Origin of the sequence: Rahnella sp. PAMC25617, from assembly GCF_050606005.1 — a bacterium.
GTDB lineage: Bacteria > Pseudomonadota > Gammaproteobacteria > Enterobacterales > Enterobacteriaceae > Rahnella > Rahnella variigena.
Map to the genome: position 1 here is coordinate 345,587 of NZ_JBOCUM010000003.1, position 18,964 is coordinate 364,550.

At 47.7% G+C, this 18,964-nt stretch carries 18 protein-coding genes and 1 riboswitch; of the genes, 11 read left to right on the top strand and 7 right to left on the bottom strand.

All coding sequences use genetic code 11. The annotated features are described in order from the left end of the window. Positions 1-22 precede the first annotated feature (22 nt). Complete coding sequence (locus tag ACM615_RS03785; RefSeq protein ID WP_112288903.1) at positions 23-1,312, top strand: MFS transporter; 1,290 nt, start codon at positions 23-25, stop codon at positions 1,310-1,312. Positions 1,313-1,402: 90 nt separating this feature from the next. On the opposite strand, the gene ACM615_RS03790 is transcribed toward ACM615_RS03785, so the two are convergent. Both ACM615_RS03790 and ACM615_RS03795 read right to left on the bottom strand, forming a co-directional pair. After that, entirely contained in the window at positions 1,403-3,379 is a 1,977-nt protein-coding gene (locus tag ACM615_RS03790) for a glycoside hydrolase family 127 protein (RefSeq protein WP_431011463.1), read from the bottom strand. Positions 3,380-3,406: 27 nt separating this feature from the next. Further along, positions 3,407-4,816, bottom strand: a complete 1,410-nt coding sequence (locus ACM615_RS03795) for an MFS transporter (protein ID WP_431011464.1) — start codon at positions 4,814-4,816, stop codon at positions 3,407-3,409. A 273-nt stretch (positions 4,817-5,089) separates the two neighbouring features. Here ACM615_RS03795 and ACM615_RS03800 point away from each other — a divergent pair, with 273 nt between their 5' ends. Next, on the top strand, positions 5,090-5,926 hold the full coding sequence (locus ACM615_RS03800; protein WP_431011465.1) for a helix-turn-helix domain-containing protein: 837 nt from the start codon (positions 5,090-5,092) through the stop codon (positions 5,924-5,926). Between the two features lie 81 nt (positions 5,927-6,007). Beyond that, positions 6,008-6,694: a GntR family transcriptional regulator gene (locus ACM615_RS03805; protein WP_113875997.1), complete on the top strand. Its 687-nt coding sequence runs from the start codon at positions 6,008-6,010 to the stop codon at positions 6,692-6,694. 55 nt (positions 6,695-6,749) lie between these two features. On the opposite strand, the gene ACM615_RS03810 is transcribed toward ACM615_RS03805, so the two are convergent. Together ACM615_RS03810 and ACM615_RS03815 are read right to left on the bottom strand one after the other, a co-directional pair. Next, the gene (locus tag ACM615_RS03810; RefSeq protein ID WP_113875996.1) at positions 6,750-6,935 is read right to left on the bottom strand and encodes a hypothetical protein; all 186 of its coding nucleotides are present in this window, start codon (positions 6,933-6,935) and stop codon (positions 6,750-6,752) included. A 69-nt stretch (positions 6,936-7,004) separates the two neighbouring features. After that, positions 7,005-7,616: a hypothetical protein gene (locus tag ACM615_RS03815; RefSeq protein ID WP_431011466.1), complete on the bottom strand. Its 612-nt coding sequence runs from the start codon at positions 7,614-7,616 to the stop codon at positions 7,005-7,007. Positions 7,617-7,857: 241 nt separating this feature from the next. Between ACM615_RS03815 and ACM615_RS03820 the strand changes: the two genes are divergently transcribed. Beyond that, positions 7,858-8,706, top strand: coding sequence for a hypothetical protein (locus tag ACM615_RS03820; RefSeq protein WP_431011467.1), 849 nt, complete (start codon positions 7,858-7,860; stop codon positions 8,704-8,706). A 7-nt stretch (positions 8,707-8,713) separates the two neighbouring features. On the opposite strand, the gene thiD is transcribed toward ACM615_RS03820, so the two are convergent. Further along, entirely contained in the window at positions 8,714-9,514 is an 801-nt protein-coding gene (gene thiD / locus ACM615_RS03825) for a bifunctional hydroxymethylpyrimidine kinase/phosphomethylpyrimidine kinase (RefSeq protein ID WP_112288911.1), read from the bottom strand. Then, positions 9,511-10,320 (bottom strand): hydroxyethylthiazole kinase, encoded by an 810-nt coding sequence (thiM, locus tag ACM615_RS03830; protein WP_431011468.1) that lies wholly within the window; start codon positions 10,318-10,320, stop codon positions 9,511-9,513. The genes thiD and thiM overlap by 4 nt, the downstream gene beginning before the upstream one ends. 34 nt (positions 10,321-10,354) lie before the next feature. Next, positions 10,355-10,453: riboswitch (TPP riboswitch) on the bottom strand. Positions 10,454-10,739: 286 nt separating this feature from the next. Here thiM and ACM615_RS03835 point away from each other — a divergent pair. From ACM615_RS03835 to ACM615_RS03865, 7 genes are all read left to right on the top strand, one after another. Then, positions 10,740-11,729, top strand: a complete 990-nt coding sequence (locus ACM615_RS03835) for a glycosyltransferase family 2 protein (RefSeq protein WP_113875993.1) — start codon at positions 10,740-10,742, stop codon at positions 11,727-11,729. Between the two features lie 31 nt (positions 11,730-11,760). Then, positions 11,761-12,399, top strand: a complete 639-nt coding sequence (locus tag ACM615_RS03840; protein ID WP_431011469.1) for a class I SAM-dependent methyltransferase — start codon at positions 11,761-11,763, stop codon at positions 12,397-12,399. Next, positions 12,384-13,280 carry a hypothetical protein gene (locus ACM615_RS03845; protein ID WP_113875992.1) on the top strand — a complete coding sequence of 299 codons (897 nt, stop codon included), beginning with the start codon at positions 12,384-12,386 and terminating at the stop codon, positions 13,278-13,280. Before ACM615_RS03840 ends, ACM615_RS03845 begins: the two co-directional genes overlap by 16 nt. Next, positions 13,277-15,049 carry an ArnT family glycosyltransferase gene (locus tag ACM615_RS03850; protein WP_113875991.1) on the top strand — a complete coding sequence of 591 codons (1,773 nt, stop codon included), beginning with the start codon at positions 13,277-13,279 and terminating at the stop codon, positions 15,047-15,049. The genes ACM615_RS03845 and ACM615_RS03850 overlap by 4 nt, the downstream gene beginning before the upstream one ends. A gap of 98 nt (positions 15,050-15,147) precedes the next feature. Continuing rightward, positions 15,148-15,582 carry a GNAT family N-acetyltransferase gene (locus ACM615_RS03855; protein WP_431011470.1) on the top strand — a complete coding sequence of 145 codons (435 nt, stop codon included), beginning with the start codon at positions 15,148-15,150 and terminating at the stop codon, positions 15,580-15,582. 139 nt (positions 15,583-15,721) lie between these two features. Next, a complete protein-coding gene (locus tag ACM615_RS03860; protein ID WP_112288914.1) occupies positions 15,722-16,381 on the top strand; it encodes a DUF3313 domain-containing protein in 660 nt (219 codons plus the stop codon). Positions 16,382-16,759: 378 nt separating this feature from the next. Beyond that, positions 16,760-16,948, top strand: coding sequence for a hypothetical protein (locus tag ACM615_RS03865; RefSeq protein ID WP_112288915.1), 189 nt, complete (start codon positions 16,760-16,762; stop codon positions 16,946-16,948). Positions 16,949-17,384: 436 nt separating this feature from the next. On the opposite strand, the gene guaA is transcribed toward ACM615_RS03865, so the two are convergent. Continuing rightward, positions 17,385-18,962, bottom strand: a complete 1,578-nt coding sequence (guaA, locus tag ACM615_RS03870; RefSeq protein ID WP_120161557.1) for a glutamine-hydrolyzing GMP synthase — start codon at positions 18,960-18,962, stop codon at positions 17,385-17,387. Between the last annotated feature and the right edge of the window lie 2 nt (positions 18,963-18,964).

Genomic DNA, 18,964 nt, shown 5'->3' on the forward strand with positions numbered 1-18,964 from the left:
AACACCGACAAGTGGAGCACCTATGTTCAAGAACTTACGCTGGGTCATCGTATTCCTGCTGTTCCTGGTTTACATGATCAATTACCTCGACCGCGTGGCGCTGTCGATCACTGTCCCGATGATAGAAAAAGAGCTGACCATTAATCCCGAACAATTCGGCATGATATTTGGCAGTTTCTTCTTCGGTTACGCGATATTTAACTTTATCGGCGGCCTGGCCGTGGATAAATTCGGCCCGACGCTGGTGATGGGATTAGCCGTCGGATTATGGTCGGTATTTTGTGGTATGACCGCTTTCGCGACCGGCTTTTATTCCATGTTAATTCTGCGGGTATTATTCGGTATGGCTGAAGGGCCGATTTGTGCCTCGGCAAATAAGATGATCAACGGATGGTTTCCGAAGAAACAGGCGGCTACCGCGATGGGACTGCTCAGCGCCGGTTCACCTCTCGGCGGTGCTGTTGCCGGGCCGATTGTCGGGTATTTAGCGATTTCCTTCGGCTGGCGCCCGGCCTTTATGGTGATCGCTTCCATCGGGATTATCTGGATGGCGGTCTGGTTCTTTACCGTTGCGGACAATCCGCTAAAAAGTAAACGTGTTTCACCGGAAGAATTACGTTTAGTTGATCAGATGAAAAATGAAAATATCAGTGAAGAAGAAGATCTGGCACAAGCTGCGCATGGTCTGGGCTATTATTTACGCCAGCCCATTATCCTGGTGACGGCTTTTGCCTTCTTCTGCTACAACTATATTTTATTCTTCTTCCTCAGCTGGTTCCCGGCATATCTGGTGCAAGCGCATGGTCTGAACATTAAAGAAATGAGCCTGACAACGGTTATTCCGTGGATTGTCGGATTCGTCGGCCTGGCTCTGGGCGGATATATTTCCGATAAGATTTTTAATATCACTGGCCGTTTATTACTGTCACGTAAAATTATATTAGTCGTCAGTCTGTTAGCCGCAGCGATTTGTGTCGCACTGGCTGGCGTGGTCACCAGCGTGGTTCCGGCGGTTATCCTGATGTCTGTATCTATTTTCTTCCTGTACACAACCGGCGCTATTTACTGGGCGATTATTCAGGACGTGGTACATAAATCCCGCGTCGGCGGCACCAGCGGATTTATCCATCTGGTCGGCAGCGTGTCGGGCATCATCGGTCCGGTCGTGACCGGCTTCATCGTACAAAACACTGGTCGCTTCGACAGCGCCTTTATTCTGGCCGGTGGCGTCGCCGCACTGGGCGCAATTCTGGTGTTCTTCGTGATTAAACCACCCAAACAGACCCCGGCCACGACCCTGTCTCACAACTGATGTTCTGAACATCTTGTTCTGAGCATCATGAAAAAACCCGGTTATCATGCCGGGTTTTCTTAAACTTAACTCTGCTCAAATCAACTCAAATCACGCCTCATCAACCCACACACGCATCTCCCCTTCTCCCCTGTTCGCCCAGCTAAAGTAAGGCACAAATGTCATGCTTTGCATCGTCGTTTCTTCTTCCGGAGGATTGAAGCTATATAACGGTTGCCGACCGGCATGAACTGATAACCGGCGCAGGCCTTGCGTCTGCAATAACGTTTTACCAGCGAGCAGTCCGCTGCCGGAGATCAGGCGGAATTGTGCATCCTGAGGCAGGCGAAAGTTATGCAGTTCACTGCCGTTGTCGGCCTGTTCAAGGCAATACACCAGCGGGCCACGCTGTATTGCCACTTTACCTGCAACGTGCCGCAACAGGGCGTTCCCCTTCACGCGCGTTACCGGCATCGGTAATGTCATTTCAATGCGATCGCCTTTCTGCCAGTCCTGCGTCAGACGTAAATATCCGCTGCGCGTAAGAGTGGAAAGCGTCAGCGGTTTACCATTAAGCGTCACCTGCGGACTGGCGCACCAGTCGGGTAAACGCAGCGCCAGCGTGGCTTCAAGCGGCTGATCGGTGTCTATTTCAATCTGAACATGCTCTGTCCACGGATAACCACCGGACTGCTTCAGCCGCAACGGTTTACCGCCGACCATCGCCTGCACGTCACTGCCGATATACAGGTTGATGTCCACGCCGTCCGGGCGCTGGGTATAAATGTAATGGCCGAGTGAAGCCAGCAGTCGTGCGATGTTTGGCGGGCAGCAGGCACAACCGAACCAGCGCTGACGCACTGGTTTTACGTGATCATAGATATGATTGAACGGAATACTTTTCGGATGCACTTCCAGCGGATTCACGTAGAAGAAATGTTTGCCATCGAGCGCCATTCCGGCCAGTACGGTATTGTAGAGCGCGCGTTCCATCACATCGGCATAGCGACTGTCAGGATCCATCTGCAACATACGGTTGGCAAACATCATCAGCCCGATCGACGCACAGGTTTCGGTGTACGCCGTGTCATTCGGCAAATCGTAATCGGAAGAAAACGCTTCGCCGCTGCTTTGTGAGCCGATTGAACCGGTGATATACATTTGCCGCTGAGTCATGTTTTCCCACAACCGCTGGCAGACCTCGCGCTTTTCCTGATCCTGACTCAACCGCGCCAGATGAGCGACGCCGGCGTACAAATACACAAAGCGCACTGCGTGTCCGATAGCCGTCTTCTGTAACGCAACCGGCTTATGGGCCTGACTGTAAGCTTTATCTTTGACCATCCACGCCGGACCGTAAGTATTCCAGTGCGATGTTTTGCCGCGTTTTTCATATTCAATATCGTAAAAATGCGGCTCTGTACCGCGCTGCTCGACAAAATAGCGGGTCAGCTCGAGATAACGGGTTTCACCGGTAGCTTCATATAAACGCATCAGCGCCAGTTCGATTTCCGGATGACCGGGATAGCCGTGCAGCTGTTTATCTCCAGGCCCGAAAACATCCGCAATGTGATCGGCAAGTTTACAGACGATCTCCAGCAAGCGCGTTTTTCCGGTTGCCTGAGTGTAAGCCACGCCGGCTTCGATCAGATGTCCGGCACAGTAAAGCTCGTGACATTCGGCGAGATTCCTCCACCGCTGTTGCGGCTCTTTCACGGTGAAATACGTATTCAGATAGCCGTCCGGTTGCTGCACCGCGCCCACCAGTTCGATCACCTGGTCTGCCGTTTCTTCCAGCGCAGGATCCGGCGTTTTTGCCAGTAAATAGCCGACAGCTTCCAGCCACTTCGCCACATCGCTGTCCTGGAAAACCATCCCGTAAAACTCGCCATCACTTTGCCCGGCAGCAATGCGGAAGTTCTCAATGGCATGACTCGGTTCTGCATCAGCGACCTCATCATTAAGGGCGTTCCACTGATATGGCACGACGACGTCTTTGACCAGTCGCTGATATTCCAGCCAGAACGCGTCAGAAATATTGACCTTATCGAGCGGCACTTCTAAAGATTCAACCGGAGAAAACGACATACAACCTCCTGAATAGAAAAATAACGATTAAATTTTCGCGGCCAGTTCATGCGACATCCGCGTCAGCAATGTGTTATCGAGCTTGCAGAACATCAGAGTGATCGCCAGCAGAAGATGCATCGCCGCAGGCAACAGGGTTTCCAGAAGAGTGATCCCGCTCAGCGACGCCGCAGTCTGGTGCTCCGCGCCAGCCTGATAAGAGACAAGAATGAACACCAGGCTGATGATCCCGGCGCTCGATGCCCAGGCTAATTTGATGAAGAAAAGGTTGAACGCGAAATTCATCCCGGAAGAACGGATACCATTTTTCCAGTGTCCGTAATCATCGGCGAAGGCCATCAGGGAAAAGTGCAGCGGCAGCGTGAAACCGAGGATCACGCAGTGAACAAAGATGATGCCCAGCCACAGCGTCTGATGCTGCTCACCGGCGGGCATAAACCACAGCAGCAGAGAAAATACCGCCAGCACCAGATTGGTGATCATGTACAACCGGACGCTGTCGATAAATTTGGTCAGCTGATTGACGATCACCGCGCCAAGAATTGATGCCAGCGTCACCATGCCGAAGAACATCGAGGCATAGCCCGCGCCGCCTTTCAGCACGTAAGTGATGAAATACATGTAGCCGCCACCGCGCAGGTTAAACACGTTGATGAGCAGGAAAGACATCAGCAATACCAGCAGCAACTGGTCGTTTTTCAACATGCCACGGATATGTTCTTTAACGCTGAACTGGCCGAGCAGCGCCAGCGGCAGGCGCTCACGCACAGTGAAGAAGCACCACAGAAACATCACCACCGCAACGGCGCACAACAGACCGACACCCTGCTGATATCCGGCTGCAGCATTCCCTTTGCCCAGCACCTGTACCAGCCAGGGCAACCCGACAGACACCATGAATCCCGCCACACCGCAGAGCACAAAACGCCAGGACTGGCAGGAAATGACCTCACGATGATCGGTGGTCATGGTGTTAATCAGGGCACAGTACGGCACATTGATCGCCGTGTAAGACACGGACAGCAGAAAATACGTGAAAAAGGCGTAGGCAATTTTGGCGTCGCCACTCAGACCGGGCACGGTAAACGTCAGGAAACCCACGACGCCAATCGGTAACGCAATCCACAATTGCCACGGCCGGAAACGTCCCCAGCGGCTTTGCGTGCGGTCAGCCAGAATGCCCATCAGTGGATCAGAAATCGCGTCAATCACACGCAGGGAAATAAACAGCGTGCCGACAATCGCAGGCGTCAGGCCGAAAACATCGGTATAAAAAAATGTCAGAAAACTGGTGATCAGACAGGTTATTATCGTGCCACCAGCATCTCCCAGCCCATAACCTATTTTCTCACTCACAGAAAGTTTAGCGTTGGCTGAAATTATTCCTCCCTCACCCGTTACCGGGGATGCGCCGGTATTAATGGAATCCGTTGACATGTTTTTTCCTCGCTTTTATATCGTTATTAATAAGCATCAGGAACAGGATAAATAAGGCTGATTATTCACATCATTCCGAAGAATAAATAAGGTACGCGGTCAATCTGGCACAGAGGCATCACGTCAACAAGAGGAGGATAAAGTAGTTAAACGGGACAATTCCGACTTGCAGTTTCAATCTGTGAAGCAGATCAAAACCTCCCGCCACGTCACTGGCAGTCGCCCATCCCTGTGCTAGGGTCAGGCTTAAACATCCCGCCGGAAGCCTGTAAAATGACTGAATGCCTTGCTTTTCCAGTAAATTACCCCGTGAAAGTTCAAAATGGCGGCCTGTTCATTTCAAGAGGAATTGGCACACATCCGACCCGGAGACTCAGTTCGCATGAGTTAATTTATGTGGTCCATGGCACCTTGTCATTGCAGGAGGAAAATACACGTTTTGACGTGCATGAAGGCGAAAGTTTATTATTATTCCCCGGACGTGCACATAAAGGGCTAACCACATTCGATTCTGATTTAAAATTTTACTGGTTGCATTTTGATTTCGTGAAAGACGTGGCAATTATCCAATCACAGCAAAATAATCCCTCTATACAGCTGGATATTCCACAACACTGTAAAGTCAAAGACCGGGAGACTATTCTGACGCTCTTCAGATTATTTTTATATGAACAGGAACGCGGCGGAAATTCCCTTGAGTTGTTCTTGCTATTACTTTTACAGGAAGTCTGTCGCGCCTGGCCGGAAAACGTCGAACCTGATGGTCCCGGCGTTGCGCTGGCGTATAAAGCGCGCCAGCTGATCACAACACAATTTCATTTACCACTGGGTGCGACGGGGCTGGCTGAACGCCTGCACTGCAACGCAGATTATCTCGGGCGGGTTTTTCGTCTGACGTTCCAGATGACGCTGACCGATGCGCTGCATAAGCAACGGGTGACGGCAGCTGAAAAGCTTTTACTGGCCAATACCGGCAATGTGGCGGACGTTGCTCGCCTGACCGGCTTTAATGATGTGGCCTATTTCCGCCGGGTATTTCGCAAACTGCTGGGCATCACACCCGCCGCCTACAAAAAACTGTATTGTCGTGAACATATCAATTCACAGTAATTCTTGCGCTAACAATCTCAAAATCCTGAGAAAACTCATGTTAGTATTATGGCTTCCCGACTATAAAGACAACATTTGCCCATGACAGACTCCTTTGAATTTCTCAGTAATGTGCCGGTTAATCAGCAGATTTACCGCACCTTGCGTCAGGACATCGTCACCTGTGCCATCGCACCGGGAGCATTTCTGTCGGAAAAGGAAATATCCACCCGTTTCAATGTGTCCCGCCAGCCCGTTCGCGAAGCCTTTATCAAACTGGCCGAAGCCGGACTGGTACAAGTTTTGCCGCAGCGCGGTACCTATGTGATGAAAATTTCATCTAAACGTGTAGCGGACGGCCGTTTCATTCGTGAAGCCGTCGAAACTGCCGTGGTACGCCGTGCGGCAATGGTCGCGACAGACAAAGATCTGGCGCTGCTCGAACACAATCTCGAACGCCAAACTCTGGCAGCAAAAAGTCAGCAGACGCAGGAATTTTTACTTCTCGATGATGAATTCCACCGCACAATTGCGCAGGTCATAGATTGCAAACTGGCGTGGGAAACGGTCGAACACATTAAAGCGACGATGGATCGCGTGCGCTTTTTAACGCTGAGTAAGGTGTCACCTCCGGAAAGTCTGATTGCGCAGCATTACGCCATCTTTGAAGGGCTCAAAGCCCGTGACCCGGATGCCGCGGAAAAAGCCATCCGTATCCATCTGCAGGAAATGATTTCAACCATCACACCGATTGCCGAGCAAAACAGCGACTGGTTTGATGCCGAGTAAAATTTTACTTCCCGCGCTGTGAAATCAACACAACCGCGGGAGGCGATACTTCACTTCAGGGTAATTTACTGAAGTTGTTTGATGGATGGTAGTAAGCTTCCGGCGGACCAAAGACGTCGAGATCGTCTGCGTCTCCCTCTGGACGTATCTCATCGCAATATCTCAGAAATCCGACAATTTTCTCCACCATCTTCACCTGTCGTGGGGTCAAATGACGCATTTTTTCCATGTCCAATTCCATGTGCAACTCCTGATAAGTAAATTATATTGGTTATATATCCAGTATTATTAAAAATGATTAAATCAATTACTAACAATGTCGATTAACAAAATTAGCTTTCACATATTCATTCAACAAATAGTACGTAGACTCGCATTCCATCTTTCCAGCCACCTGAGTCATTGGTGCTTCATAGATATAAAAGCTCATAACAGCTTCGTTAACAATATCCTTGATAATGAATTTAGCACTCTCTTTTTTCAGAATTTTATTTTCATTAAGACTGTCGGCATAGATAACCATCATACTTAAACTATAACGTAGCATTTTTCCCATGAGAGGATGCCCTTTTGTCTTGCGAAAAAAATTTTCCAGCGAGTTTAACTCGAGAGGTCCGGTCACAGGCCGGCATGACTTTAGCAAGAACGCAGCCCGCTCCTGCTGAGGATTGTTGAGACAAAACACATAAGCCGTCTGTTCTAAACCGGATTCACGAGGTTTATTTTTTCTATACTGCTTAAATAACCATTGCCAGTTAAGCAGATTTTTCTCAGGTTGCAGTAAATTACGTCTCGCACGACGCTGCTGCCAGATAATATCACTCCGGCGAATACGCCTTATAATAAGCGGAACATTTAACTGAACAAAAGCCGCATTCATCGTCGATAATGTTTCGCAAATTATCTTTTCATGTAACGTCATATATCCTGCTTATTCCCGCGCATCAAAATAATGCCGAAAGAATAATCCCCACTCTGCAATTAACAATACTCCATGTTATTTTTGTCGAGACGCCTCGTAAAATTTCGTCCTTGCCCTCATTAATAACCGCCTCTGTGACACAGAAAGTTCACGACGAAGTGCAAATTTTGCGGGTTAGCCCTAAAATCTGTATGACAACTTAGTGTAAGCTGTAAACCACATCAACACCGTGGATACTCTTATGCCAGCTGCCGTCCCCCAGAATAAAAGCTATTACAGCGCCGATCAGTCACTTTCCCTCTCTCAACTCGATAACGAAAAAATCACGCAAATCGTGCAAGATCTGGATGTGGCTGAAAGTGAAAAAGAACATTACGTGATGGGCTGGATGGGCCAGAACAGCGTTGTGGTCGTCAGAAATTATCAGGATAAACGCGGCACGTCGAATGGCCTGGTGCTATCAAGTGGCAACCGTTACAAACTCACCGTCCAGGCTATTACCTTCCGCATCCCTAAATTTTTGTTGTGGGTGACCTTCCGTCGCAAGCCCCGCACAATGACCGTCATTGCCTATAACAAACTGGGCGAACAGGCGACCGGCCTGCAACAATTTATCCATGTGCAGGATCCTGAATTACGGGAAAGGCTGGAAAGTGACTGGCGCGAGCTGAATGATTATCTCGGCATGGCCTGCTGGCAAATGGACAACAACCGCCCGCTGTGGCGTCAGTTACATCAGGAAATCTCACCACAGGCTTTGTGGACACTGGCAGAATCATCGTGGTTCAGCGGTAAAAAACTACAAAAAGATGGCGAATTTGAAGGCTTGTGGTCGCACGAACAATTTATTGGCCGCCGCACCGGTGAGCACGCGGCATTACTGCTGTCATGGAAGGACGAAGAAAACGAGGATATCGCCAGCTATCTGTTTGAAAGGGTTTCAGCGAACAAAATCCGCATCATGCTGCGTCCGCGTAAAGAGGAGAAATTCTATCCGCTGAACCCGTTTGACGCCGTGCATCTGCAACAGGCTCTGACTAAATTTCATCAGGCTGAACAGGCGCTGAGCGAAACCCAGCGCCGCGCGTAATCTGCTGTTACCACCAGCGGTGGAAATGATGGACCGGGCCGATGCCGTGACCAACCTCCAGAGAATCGGCCTGCATCAGCGCCTGCTGCAAATATTCTTTGGCTTCGCGTACGGTATCGGCCCAGTTGTTATGCCGCGGTCGCAATGCTGCAAGCGCCGCAGATAACGTGCATCCTGTGCCATGGGTGTGACGGGTGTCCACACGCGGCGCGGTAAACCGCTCGCGTGAACCTGCCTCAAACAGCCAGTCAGGGCTTTCCTCATCACTCAGATGACCGCCTTTCATCAGCACCGCGCCACATCCCATCGCCAGTAACGCTTCTCCCTGCTCCCGCATTTCGGTTTCATTAGTCGCAGTCGCACACTCCAGCAACGCGGCGGCTTCCGGCAGATTTGGCGTAATAATGGATACCTGCGGGATCAGCAAACGGCGCACGGCATCCACGGCTTCCGGCAGTAGCAGCGGATCGCCACTTTTCGCCAGCATCACGGTATCCAGCACCACAAAAGGCGGCTGATAATGTCTGAGCCGCTCCGCAACCACGTCCACAATCTGACTGTTTGCCAGCATGCCGATTTTCGTGCTGTCGATACGAACGTCGCTCAGTACGGAATCCAGCTGCGCCGAAACAAACTCCGGCTCAATGTTATAAACTGACTGCACGCCGCGGGTATTCTGCGCCACCAGCGCGGTGATCACGCTGGTACCGTACGCACCCAGCGCCGAGAAGGCTTTTAAATCTGCCTGGATCCCCGCTCCGCCGCTCGGATCCGTGCCTGCAATCGTCAGTGCATTAATCCGTTTCATTGCCTCTCCTTCCCGTTCAGCCACTGCTCATCTATCAAATACAGATTATCGAGGAACTGAGGCGTGAAACTGCCCGGTCCGTTTACGGCTGCACAGGCACGTTCACCGGCACATGACATCACGCGACAGGCAGCGGCAACGTTATCCAGCCGGTCGCCCGGTAAAGCCACAAAGGCCGCCACCACGGCTGACAGGGCGCATCCGGTGCCAACAATGCGGGTCATCATCGTATGCCCGCCTGCTACGGACCGGCTGCGTTCGCCGTCAGTGACATAATCCGTTTCACCGGTGACAGCGACAATCGCGCCGGTGTTACGCGCCAGCTGTTGTGCGGCAGGTAAAGCTGACAGGGAGTCATCACCGCTGTCAACGCCACGGCCGGACGCGCTGAGTCCGCTGAGCGCAAGAATTTCGGACGCATTACCACGAATGGCAGCAGGTTTAAGCGTGATGAGTTCAAGGCAAAATTCGGTGCGCCAGCTCAGGCCACCGACAGCGACGGGATCCAGTACCCAGGGCTTTCCGGCCTGATGAGCCGCGTGAACAGCTGCCAGCATCGCATCGGCATGAAGACGGGTCAGCGTGCCGACATTCACCAGCAAAGCATCAGCAATGGCACTGAACTGCGCGGCTTCGGCGGGATCAACCACCATCGCAGGGGACGCCCCCAGCGCCAGCAGGACATTGGCAGTAAAAGATTGCACGACGTCGTTGGTCAGGCAGTGGACCAGCGGCGCAGAGAGGCGGAGTTGTTTCAGAGAAGTGGCGGCTGTAGAGCCGGGCAACAAGGTAGGTCGGGTATTCATAAGTCTCCCTACCGGCGCTAAAGAAGGCGGTATCAGGAGAGATACCTGACTTCCCTACGCTGGCATAATCCAGATCAGGTAATACGGGTAAAATCTCAGCCCTGCTTTACAGCGGGCACCCCGAGTCAAGGAAGCATTATTGGTGGCGAGGGTCAGAAGATCAATCAGGAAATGCGATAAAAGTCACTGCTATCGGAGATAACCCCGTTCCGCTGTTTGCCCCTGTCACAGGGGATACATCCATGATGACGTCTTCTCTCTTAGTGGTTTTTTAGATTAATATGACACTTCTGCTAGTCTGTACATGGTATTGACTGGCTTTAAACTGGCCATAAAATAGCCAGGAACTTTCCGATTTATCTAATTAATTACATTGAAGTTATTGATATTATAAGTTTGAATTAACAGAGGAATGCGGTGTGAAACTAATCATACAAATACCTTGCTTTAATGAAGGTGGTACGCTCGCAATTGCACTGAATGCTTTGCCCCGACATGTTGAAGGCTTCGATAGTGTTGAATGGCTTATCATTGATGATGGCAGTTTGGATGATACCGTTGAAGTGGCCAAAAAAAATGGTGTAGACCATATAATCAGTCATAAAACAAACAAAGGTTTGGCTTACGCTTTCATGACCGGGATTGATGCCTGTTTGAAACGTGGCGCCGACGTCATCGTCAACACTGATGCTGATAACCAATATAATGCAGATGATATTCCAAAGTTAGTTGCCCCCATTCTTGCTCAGCAGGCAGAATTCGTTGTCGGAGAAAGGCCAATTCAGGCGATTGAACATTTTTCTCCCCTAAAAAAATCACTACAAAAGCTGGGAAGTTGGGTTGTCCGGACAGCCAGTAAAACAAACATTCCTGACGCGCCAAGTGGTTTTCGTGCAATTAATCGCGAAACGGCTCAAAAACTCATCGTTTTCAGTGATTATACTTATACGCTTGAAACTATTATCCAGGCTGGGCAAAAAAATATATCGATTACTTCCGTACCTGTAAGAGTAAATGAAGACTTACGCCCTTCAAGACTGGTGAAAAGTACATTTTCATATATCAAAAGAAGCATAATAACAATCATAAGAATATTCGTTATCTATCGACCATTCAGATTTTTTGGAACAATTGGCCTGACGCTTTTTTCCATTGGATTTTTAATCGGCTTGCGTTTCCTATTCAAATACTTCACGGGAGATGGTGCTGGGAATATACAGTCTCTGATATTGGCATCCATCTTGTTGGGTATGGGATTCCAGACCATACTGATTGCATTTGTTGCAGACTTACTTTCTGCTAACAGGAAATTGCTTGAGGATTTGAGGTTTAAAACTGCACAATTGCATAACAGAGAACCTCAATTTTTTGATCGCAAAAATAATGACGTTGAAAAAGATAAATTATAAACAATAGAAAATTATTACAACAGGATAAATGATGGCCATAAAAATAGCAGGTGGAAAAACGGAAGATGGTATTGTTGTAGGTAATAATTACGATAAATATGCGTCTAAAAACCCAATAGTACGCTGGATGATGAAAGGATTTGAGAATTCTCTTTCGGGGCTTGTCGCCACCGTCGCCCCGAAGACGATCCATGAAGTGGGCTGTGGTGAAGGATATTGGGTTCTCAAGTGGAATAAAGAAGGAATTGATGCAAGGGGATGTGACTTTTCACAGCAAGTCATTAATATTGCAAAAGAAAACTCTACCGCGACAAATTTGCCTGCTTCATTATTCAAAACAAGAAGTATTTACGACCTCAACAAAGAGGAGGATTCAGCCGAACTGATTGTCTGCTGCGAGGTTCTTGAGCATCTGGAAGATCCTGAAGCAGGATTAAAGGCAATAAAAAAAGTCGCCGATGATTATGTGATATTGAGTGTTCCCAGAGAACCTCTGTGGCGTGTACTTAATCTTGCCCGCGGGAAATATATCAAAGATATGGGGAATACTCCTGGCCACTTACAACATTGGTCAAAAAAATCATTTATAGAACTAGTCGAAAAACACTTCATTATTGTTGAAGTGAAAAGCCCATTACCATGGACAATGATTTTATGTCGTCAGCGTTAAAATTTAATAAATCGACGATAAAGATTGCGCTTAATTGCGTGGGGAGTGGATTGGCAATAATTGGTGTCATTTTTGTCGTGGTGCGTTTGCATAGTTATTGGCAAAAAGCTCACATCCAATCTTTACCTCTTTCTTCGTGGATATTAATTGCGTTAATGGCAATATGTTATGGCATGATAAACTTGTTGCTGGCTGTTGCATGGAAAAACATTTTGCTTCATTTCGATATTTCAGTCAAAAAAAAATGGGCAATCAAAACCTATGGCATATCTCAACTGGCTAAATATATTCCCGGAAATATTTTTCACATAGCGGGAAGGCAAGCTATTGCTATGGCTTCAGGATATCCTTCAAAAGGTGTTCTAAAATCCAGCTTGTATGAATTAATATTGATAGCAATAGCGGGTGCCACCTCTATATTTTTAATTATTCCGATTGTATTTCCGTCCATACCACAAATAGTCGGAATAATAATCACCGCGTTAAGTATTATCACGACATTCACTGTAATAAAACTGCTTCTGAGTCGGGCGATGTCATATGCCTTCTTATTGCAATTGTTATTTCTTTCCATTTCATCAATAATATTCACCTTTATATTAACGGAAATTTCATTCAAAGATCGGATTCAATTCAGCTACTATGTTTATATATTTGGAGCTTACACCATTGCATGGCTTGCCGGACTGGTCACGCCGGGGGCTCCAGCAGGAGTAGGCATTAGAGAATTAGTTATCGTTTTCTGCCTGCAATCTATTATTCCGGAATCTGAATTATTGCTGGCTGTGGTATTAGGACGTTTCGTCACCGTTATCGGGGATGTCATCTTCTACTTTTATGCATTTACTCTGTCAAACGGCAAAAGGGATAAAAAATCATGAGCCTGTTACATATAAATAAAATTGCCATACTCATTCTGGTGATTTTTTTGATACTTTGCACAGGATACTATTTAAATTCAGGCTTGGGTTATTTTCCTGATGAAAACCCGCATCTCGGCTATGTTCTCGATGTTGCCAAACACGGCTTCCCTGATTATGCAAATGGGAAAACATACGATTCGATAAAACTGAACAGGCTCGAACACCCAGCGCTTTATTATATCATCGCGGGTGCAATAGATAAAATTGCCATTTTTCTCAACTCACCGCTTTATAAATCTTTACGTATTGTCAATTTCTTCATATCTTCACTTACGTTACTGTTTATCTACAAAAGCCTGAAGGCTTTTAGAGTAAATAATGAATCAGTTATTCTCTCAATGCTGGTTCTTATCAGCATACCGATGTTTGTCCTGCTGAGTGCCTCAATAAATAATGACCCTCTGATGATTTTTGGGTGTGCTCTGGTGTTCTATGGTCTTAGCCTGTATTATAATTGTGGTCCAACCAGAAAAACATTGCATTATATATTAGCGGGAGGGGTTATCGTTTCTCTGACAAAGGCCACAGGGGCTTTGTCTGTCGTTTGTATTCTTTTTATTTTCACCATTATTGAAAACAAAAAACTGCTCATAAAGTGCAGTCAGTTAAAACGTGTGGACTTTATCTACGTTCTCCTCTCAATGTTATGTGTTGCGGGGTATTATGGTTATATGCAATTCACGTATGGCAAATTTTTCCCGGCTCCTCAGGGAGATCCCAGCGATTGGTTCCATGCAGCTAATCCTGACGCACCACGCTATACAAAAATGGAGTATATCACTGCTTTTTACGAGTCAAACTTATATACCTTATTATCGCCATATGGACACAAACCATTCGATGACTGGGACATCAGACGACAAATCCTGGGTCTGACATTGTTCTTGTTGCCAATATTATCTTTAATCGTCATTTATAGAAAAATCAAAGAACGTTCAACACAATGGCGATTTATTGCTTTAAGCTGGATATCATTCTCATTGTTCATGCTTTTTTACTTCATTACTATACATAGGCTAAATGTTAAAACGGGATATCCCGGTGCTATGCAAGCACGATATTTCTTTGGTTTTCTCCCTGCCATGGTTATCATTTACGCCATAGCCATTCATAGTATAAAGAACAATTTTATAAAGCTAACCCTTGGTCTGTTAATATCTTGCACGACTTTATCTTCTTTTTACCCTGCATTTTATCCTTCAGTAATCAATATAACCCACCCTTATTTTGGACAAACTAATACCAATACAGTATTAGGTGAACTCACAAAAGATCACGCATTTGAGCAAAGTTTTATTGCCCAGTATAATTCGGTGGATAAGGTTGATCTGAATCTGGCTACGTACGCAAGAATCAACACTGGCATACTGTCACTGGAAATAACTGACAACTCAGGCAAAGTCATCGCAAAGCAAAACTTAAATATAAATAGAATCAACGACAATGCCTGGAATTCTTTTGATTTTAATTCAACACCTTTATTGAAAGGTTCTAAATATACACTCAGATTATCAGCACGGGACAGCACTCAGGGAAATGCGATTACCTGGTATGCCTATAAAAAATCCAATCCTTATACTATGTATAATGGAACAATATATGGCCCGGAAGAAATAAACAGTCAACATTCTAAAGAATGGCAAGCATTTATAGATGGGATGCCAACAGAGGCAACATTCTCATTTAAGATTTACGGGCCTCCCTGGCATAATCCGTTCAATAATTAACGGGTTATCTGTAATATTACGTCTTGTAATCGCATCTCCCATAAACATGAGATGCGATAGATAAATTTTTAAGCATTTGCTTTCAGGGAGAGTACGTTTTGCCATCACCCCTCAAAATCCGGCCTTATGAAGAAGCAGACCGCCCGTTTTTACGCACGTTGTATCTGGCCTCCCGAAAGCACACCTGGACATGGCTGGAGGATGATTTTCAGCTGGAAGATTTTGATCGTGCGGTTATCGGCGAAAAGATACTGGTCGCGGAACGTGACGGACATTTGCTGGGCTTCGCCTCGATTTTCACTCAGGAGGATTTCCTGCATAACCTGTTTGTTGATCCCAAATATCAGGGAACCGGCGCAGGTTCGGCGTTGCTTCGCGCGGCGCAAGAGACGTTTACCCGTCAGGGCTCTCTGAAATGTTTAGTAAAGAGTAAAAAATCAGTCGATTTTTACCTGTCAAAAGGCTGGAACATCATGGCTACAGGGGAAAGTCCAAAGGGCGAATACTATCTGTTTCATTCATCAAAAAAATAATTGAAGAAGAAATGATTACCTCACACAACCGTTTTTTTGCGATCCTGACGGATATCAATTTTTCTTTGTAGTTAACAGGTTAAATTCCGCAACAGTGCTATACATACTTGGTCTTCCTTAAAATATTTCGAGGGTACGAATGAAAAGAATAAAACTGATGCAGGTTGCTGCAGTCGCTGGCGTACTGTTTTTAGCCGGTTGTACCAACCACGTCACTCAAGCGGATAAATTCTCTGGTTTCCTGGGGGACTATTCCGGCCTTAAGGAAGTCAAAACTGCAGGTGGCAATCCGGTTCTTCGCTGGATTGACCCTTCGTTCAAAAAAGCCAACTACTCCTACATCAAATACGAACCGATTAAGTTCTATCCGGAGCCTCAGCCTACTGAGCAAATCAGCAAGGAAACCCTGCAGGGCGTTCTGGATTATGCTAACAGCCGTATGAAACCTGCGCTCGCTGAGCGTTTGCCTCTGACAGATCACGCGGGGCCGCGTACCTTGATCTTTAAAGGTGCAATCACCGGTGTGAATACTTCGGCTGAAGGTCTGCAATTCTATGAAGTGATCCCGGTTGCGCTGGTCATTGCCGGTACTGAAACCGCGACCGGCCACCGCACGCGTGATACCGAAGTGTATTTCGAAGGCGAGCTGATTGACTCAGCAACCGGTAAACCGGTAATTAAAGTCGTCCGTAAAGGCTTCGGAAAACAAGTTTCTAACGATACACAAAAAGTCACCGCGAACGATTTGAAAACCGTGGTTGATAGTTTGGCGAACGACACCAGGTTGTTTAACGAGTAATTTTCGTCACCGCATCACAATCAGGGCAGCCAGATGGCTGCCTTTTTTCATACTGAATCAGCAATAAACTCACGCAGCCACTGATGAATGGAAATCCGCGCTGGATGCCGTCAGCAAAATGGCGGTGATGTGATATTCCGGTACTGACACTGCAGCCGGACATTACACCGGGGATAAATGGGTTCCCGGCGCATCTGAAATAACGTTTTATGTTACCTGAACATTTATTAATGCAAGGGTATCTCCCCAGCATTCTGGCGTTATGTTTTTTGGAACAGGCCTCGTAACTATGAAAATATAACTATCACAAATTCCGTTTTAATTTGCAGGTGTTTTAAAACTTGAGTAATCTGCCTTTCGTTATCAGGGAGATTAAAAATGGAATTCGACATCACGACATTTTTCAAAGCCATACTCGGCGGCGCAGGTGCAGGATATGCATTCACTGGCGGTATTTCTCTTGCACTACCGGAACTTATCGTCACGGACAGACTGTTGCTTTCAATGGCGGCCATCGGTGCGGTGTTGTTGCCACTCCTGTATCTAAAGAGCATACGGAGAAAGTGAGTTGCGAGAATTACACTGGTACCTTCCCGTCAATTCAGATCAGCTTGCGCACTTCTATTGTTATCTCTGCGTGAGTTATATTTTTGTTCATCTGACATGGGATGCATTTTCGATAAAAACACCGGCATTTTCACTGGAGAACCTCCAATATAAAGTAGGGGAAATATTTTCATCAGCCACTTTTGCCAATAGTCTTTTCTTTATTGTTATTTTACTGGATATAAATAATCCTCTGAGAAATTCTGATGCATTTATTTTTCCACTCATTTTTTCAGCAATTTCAGGGATCTTTATTTCACTATCGGCAATAGTGCCTAAAGCGAAAAGCTAACAAAGTCATTGGCTATGACAACAATTAAAACAGATATAAAAAAAAGCCCCCTGCAACAGCAGCGGGCTTTAAGAGCTAGTTATCGGCTAAGGATATATTGCCGAATCATTCCCACTCAATCGTTGCCGGCGGTTTACCGGAGATGTCATACACCACACGGGAAATGCCGTTGACTTCGTTGATGATGCGGTTGGAGCAGCGGCCGAGGAAATCATACGGCAGGTGCGCCCAGTGCGCGGTCATGAAGTCGATAGTTTCAACTGCGCGCAGGGAAACCACCCAGTCGTATTTACGGCCATCGCCCATCACGCCAACGGAGCGGACTGGCAGGAAGACGGTAAAGGCCTGGCTGACTTTGTTGTACAGATCGGCTTTATGCAGTTCTTCGATGAAGATCGCATCGGCGCGACGCAACAGGTCGCAATACTCTTTCTTCACTTCGCCCAGCACGCGAACGCCTAAACCTGGCCCCGGGAACGGGTGACGGTAAAGCATGTCGTATGGCAGACCGAGTTCCAGACCGATTTTACGCACTTCGTCTTTGAACAGCTCTTTCAGCGGCTCAACCAGACCCAGTTTCATTTCTTTCGGCAGACCGCCCACGTTGTGGTGCGATTTGATCACGTGCGCTTTACCGGTGGCAGACGCTGCAGATTCGATGACGTCAGGGTAAATAGTGCCCTGCGCCAGCCATTTCACTTCATCCTGCTTGCAGGCTTCTTCGTCAAACACTTCTACGAAGACGCGGCCAATGATTTTACGTTTGGCTTCTGGCTCATCAACCCCAGCCAGCGCAGACAGGAAACGCTCTTCGGCGGCAACGTGAACGATATTCAGACCGAAACGGTCGCCGAACATTTCCAGAACCTGATCCGCTTCATTTAGACGCAGCAGGCCGTTATCCACGAATACGCAGGTCAGACGCTCACCGATTGCACGGTGCAGCAGCATGGCGGTGACGGAGGAGTCAACGCCGCCGGACAGGCCGAGGATCACGTGGTCGTCGCCAATCTGTACACGCAGACGTTCTACGGCGTCTTCGATGATTTTCGCTGGCGTCCACAGGGCTTCGCACTCGCAGATATCCATCACGAAACGCTCGAGCATACGCAGACCCTGACGGGTGTGCGTCACTTCCGGGTGGAACTGCACCCCGTAGAAGCGTTTTTCTTCGTTGGCCATAATGGCAAACGGGCAGGTCTCGGTGCTGGCAACGGTCACGAAATCAGACGGGATAGCCGTCACTTTATCGCCGTGGCTCATCCAGACGTCGAGCAGCGGTTTGTTGTTCTCGCTCAGGGCATCCTGAATGTCGCGGATCAGCGCGCTTTCAGTCTGAACTTCAACCTGCGCATAACCAAATTCGCGCTCGTTTGAGCCTTCAACATGGCCGCCTAACTGCATCGCCATGGTTTGCATGCCGTAGCAGACGCCCAGAACCGGTACACCGGCTTCGAAAACGTAATCAGGGGCGCGCGGGCTGTCATGCTCGGTGGTACTTTCCGGGCCGCCGGACAGGATGATCCCGTTCGGATTGAATTCGCGGATTTGGGCTTCGGTTACGTCCCAGGCCCAGAGTTCGCAATAGACACCCAGTTCACGCACGCGGCGCGCAACAAGTTGGGTGTACTGGGAGCCGAAATCGAGGATCAGGATACGGTGCTTGTGAATATTTTCGCTCATGA

Bases quoted from the DNA above. Each gene is read 5' to 3' on its own strand.
- ACM615_RS03850 (WP_113875991.1), top strand. From the start codon at position 13,277: ATGAGCCTGTTACATATAAATAAAATTGCCATACTCATTCTGGTGATT.
- guaA (WP_120161557.1), bottom strand. From the start codon at position 18,962: ATGAGCGAAAATATTCACAAGCACCGTATCCTGATCCTCGATTTCGGC.
- thiD (WP_112288911.1), bottom strand. From the start codon at position 9,514: ATGAAACGGATTAATGCACTGACGATTGCAGGCACGGATCCGAGCGGC.
- ACM615_RS03800 (WP_431011465.1), top strand. From the start codon at position 5,090: ATGACTGAATGCCTTGCTTTTCCAGTAAATTACCCCGTGAAAGTTCAA.
- ACM615_RS03820 (WP_431011467.1), top strand. From the start codon at position 7,858: ATGCCAGCTGCCGTCCCCCAGAATAAAAGCTATTACAGCGCCGATCAG.
- thiM (WP_431011468.1), bottom strand. From the start codon at position 10,320: ATGAATACCCGACCTACCTTGTTGCCCGGCTCTACAGCCGCCACTTCT.
- ACM615_RS03805 (WP_113875997.1), top strand. From the start codon at position 6,008: ATGACAGACTCCTTTGAATTTCTCAGTAATGTGCCGGTTAATCAGCAG.
- ACM615_RS03845 (WP_113875992.1), top strand. From the start codon at position 12,384: ATGTCGTCAGCGTTAAAATTTAATAAATCGACGATAAAGATTGCGCTT.
- ACM615_RS03865 (WP_112288915.1), top strand. From the start codon at position 16,760: ATGGAATTCGACATCACGACATTTTTCAAAGCCATACTCGGCGGCGCA.
- ACM615_RS03795 (WP_431011464.1), bottom strand. From the start codon at position 4,816: ATGTCAACGGATTCCATTAATACCGGCGCATCCCCGGTAACGGGTGAG.
- ACM615_RS03790 (WP_431011463.1), bottom strand. From the start codon at position 3,379: ATGTCGTTTTCTCCGGTTGAATCTTTAGAAGTGCCGCTCGATAAGGTC.
- ACM615_RS03860 (WP_112288914.1), top strand. From the start codon at position 15,722: ATGAAAAGAATAAAACTGATGCAGGTTGCTGCAGTCGCTGGCGTACTG.
- ACM615_RS03785 (WP_112288903.1), top strand. From the start codon at position 23: ATGTTCAAGAACTTACGCTGGGTCATCGTATTCCTGCTGTTCCTGGTT.
- ACM615_RS03840 (WP_431011469.1), top strand. From the start codon at position 11,761: ATGGCCATAAAAATAGCAGGTGGAAAAACGGAAGATGGTATTGTTGTA.
- ACM615_RS03810 (WP_113875996.1), bottom strand. From the start codon at position 6,935: ATGGAATTGGACATGGAAAAAATGCGTCATTTGACCCCACGACAGGTG.
- ACM615_RS03815 (WP_431011466.1), bottom strand. From the start codon at position 7,616: ATGACGTTACATGAAAAGATAATTTGCGAAACATTATCGACGATGAAT.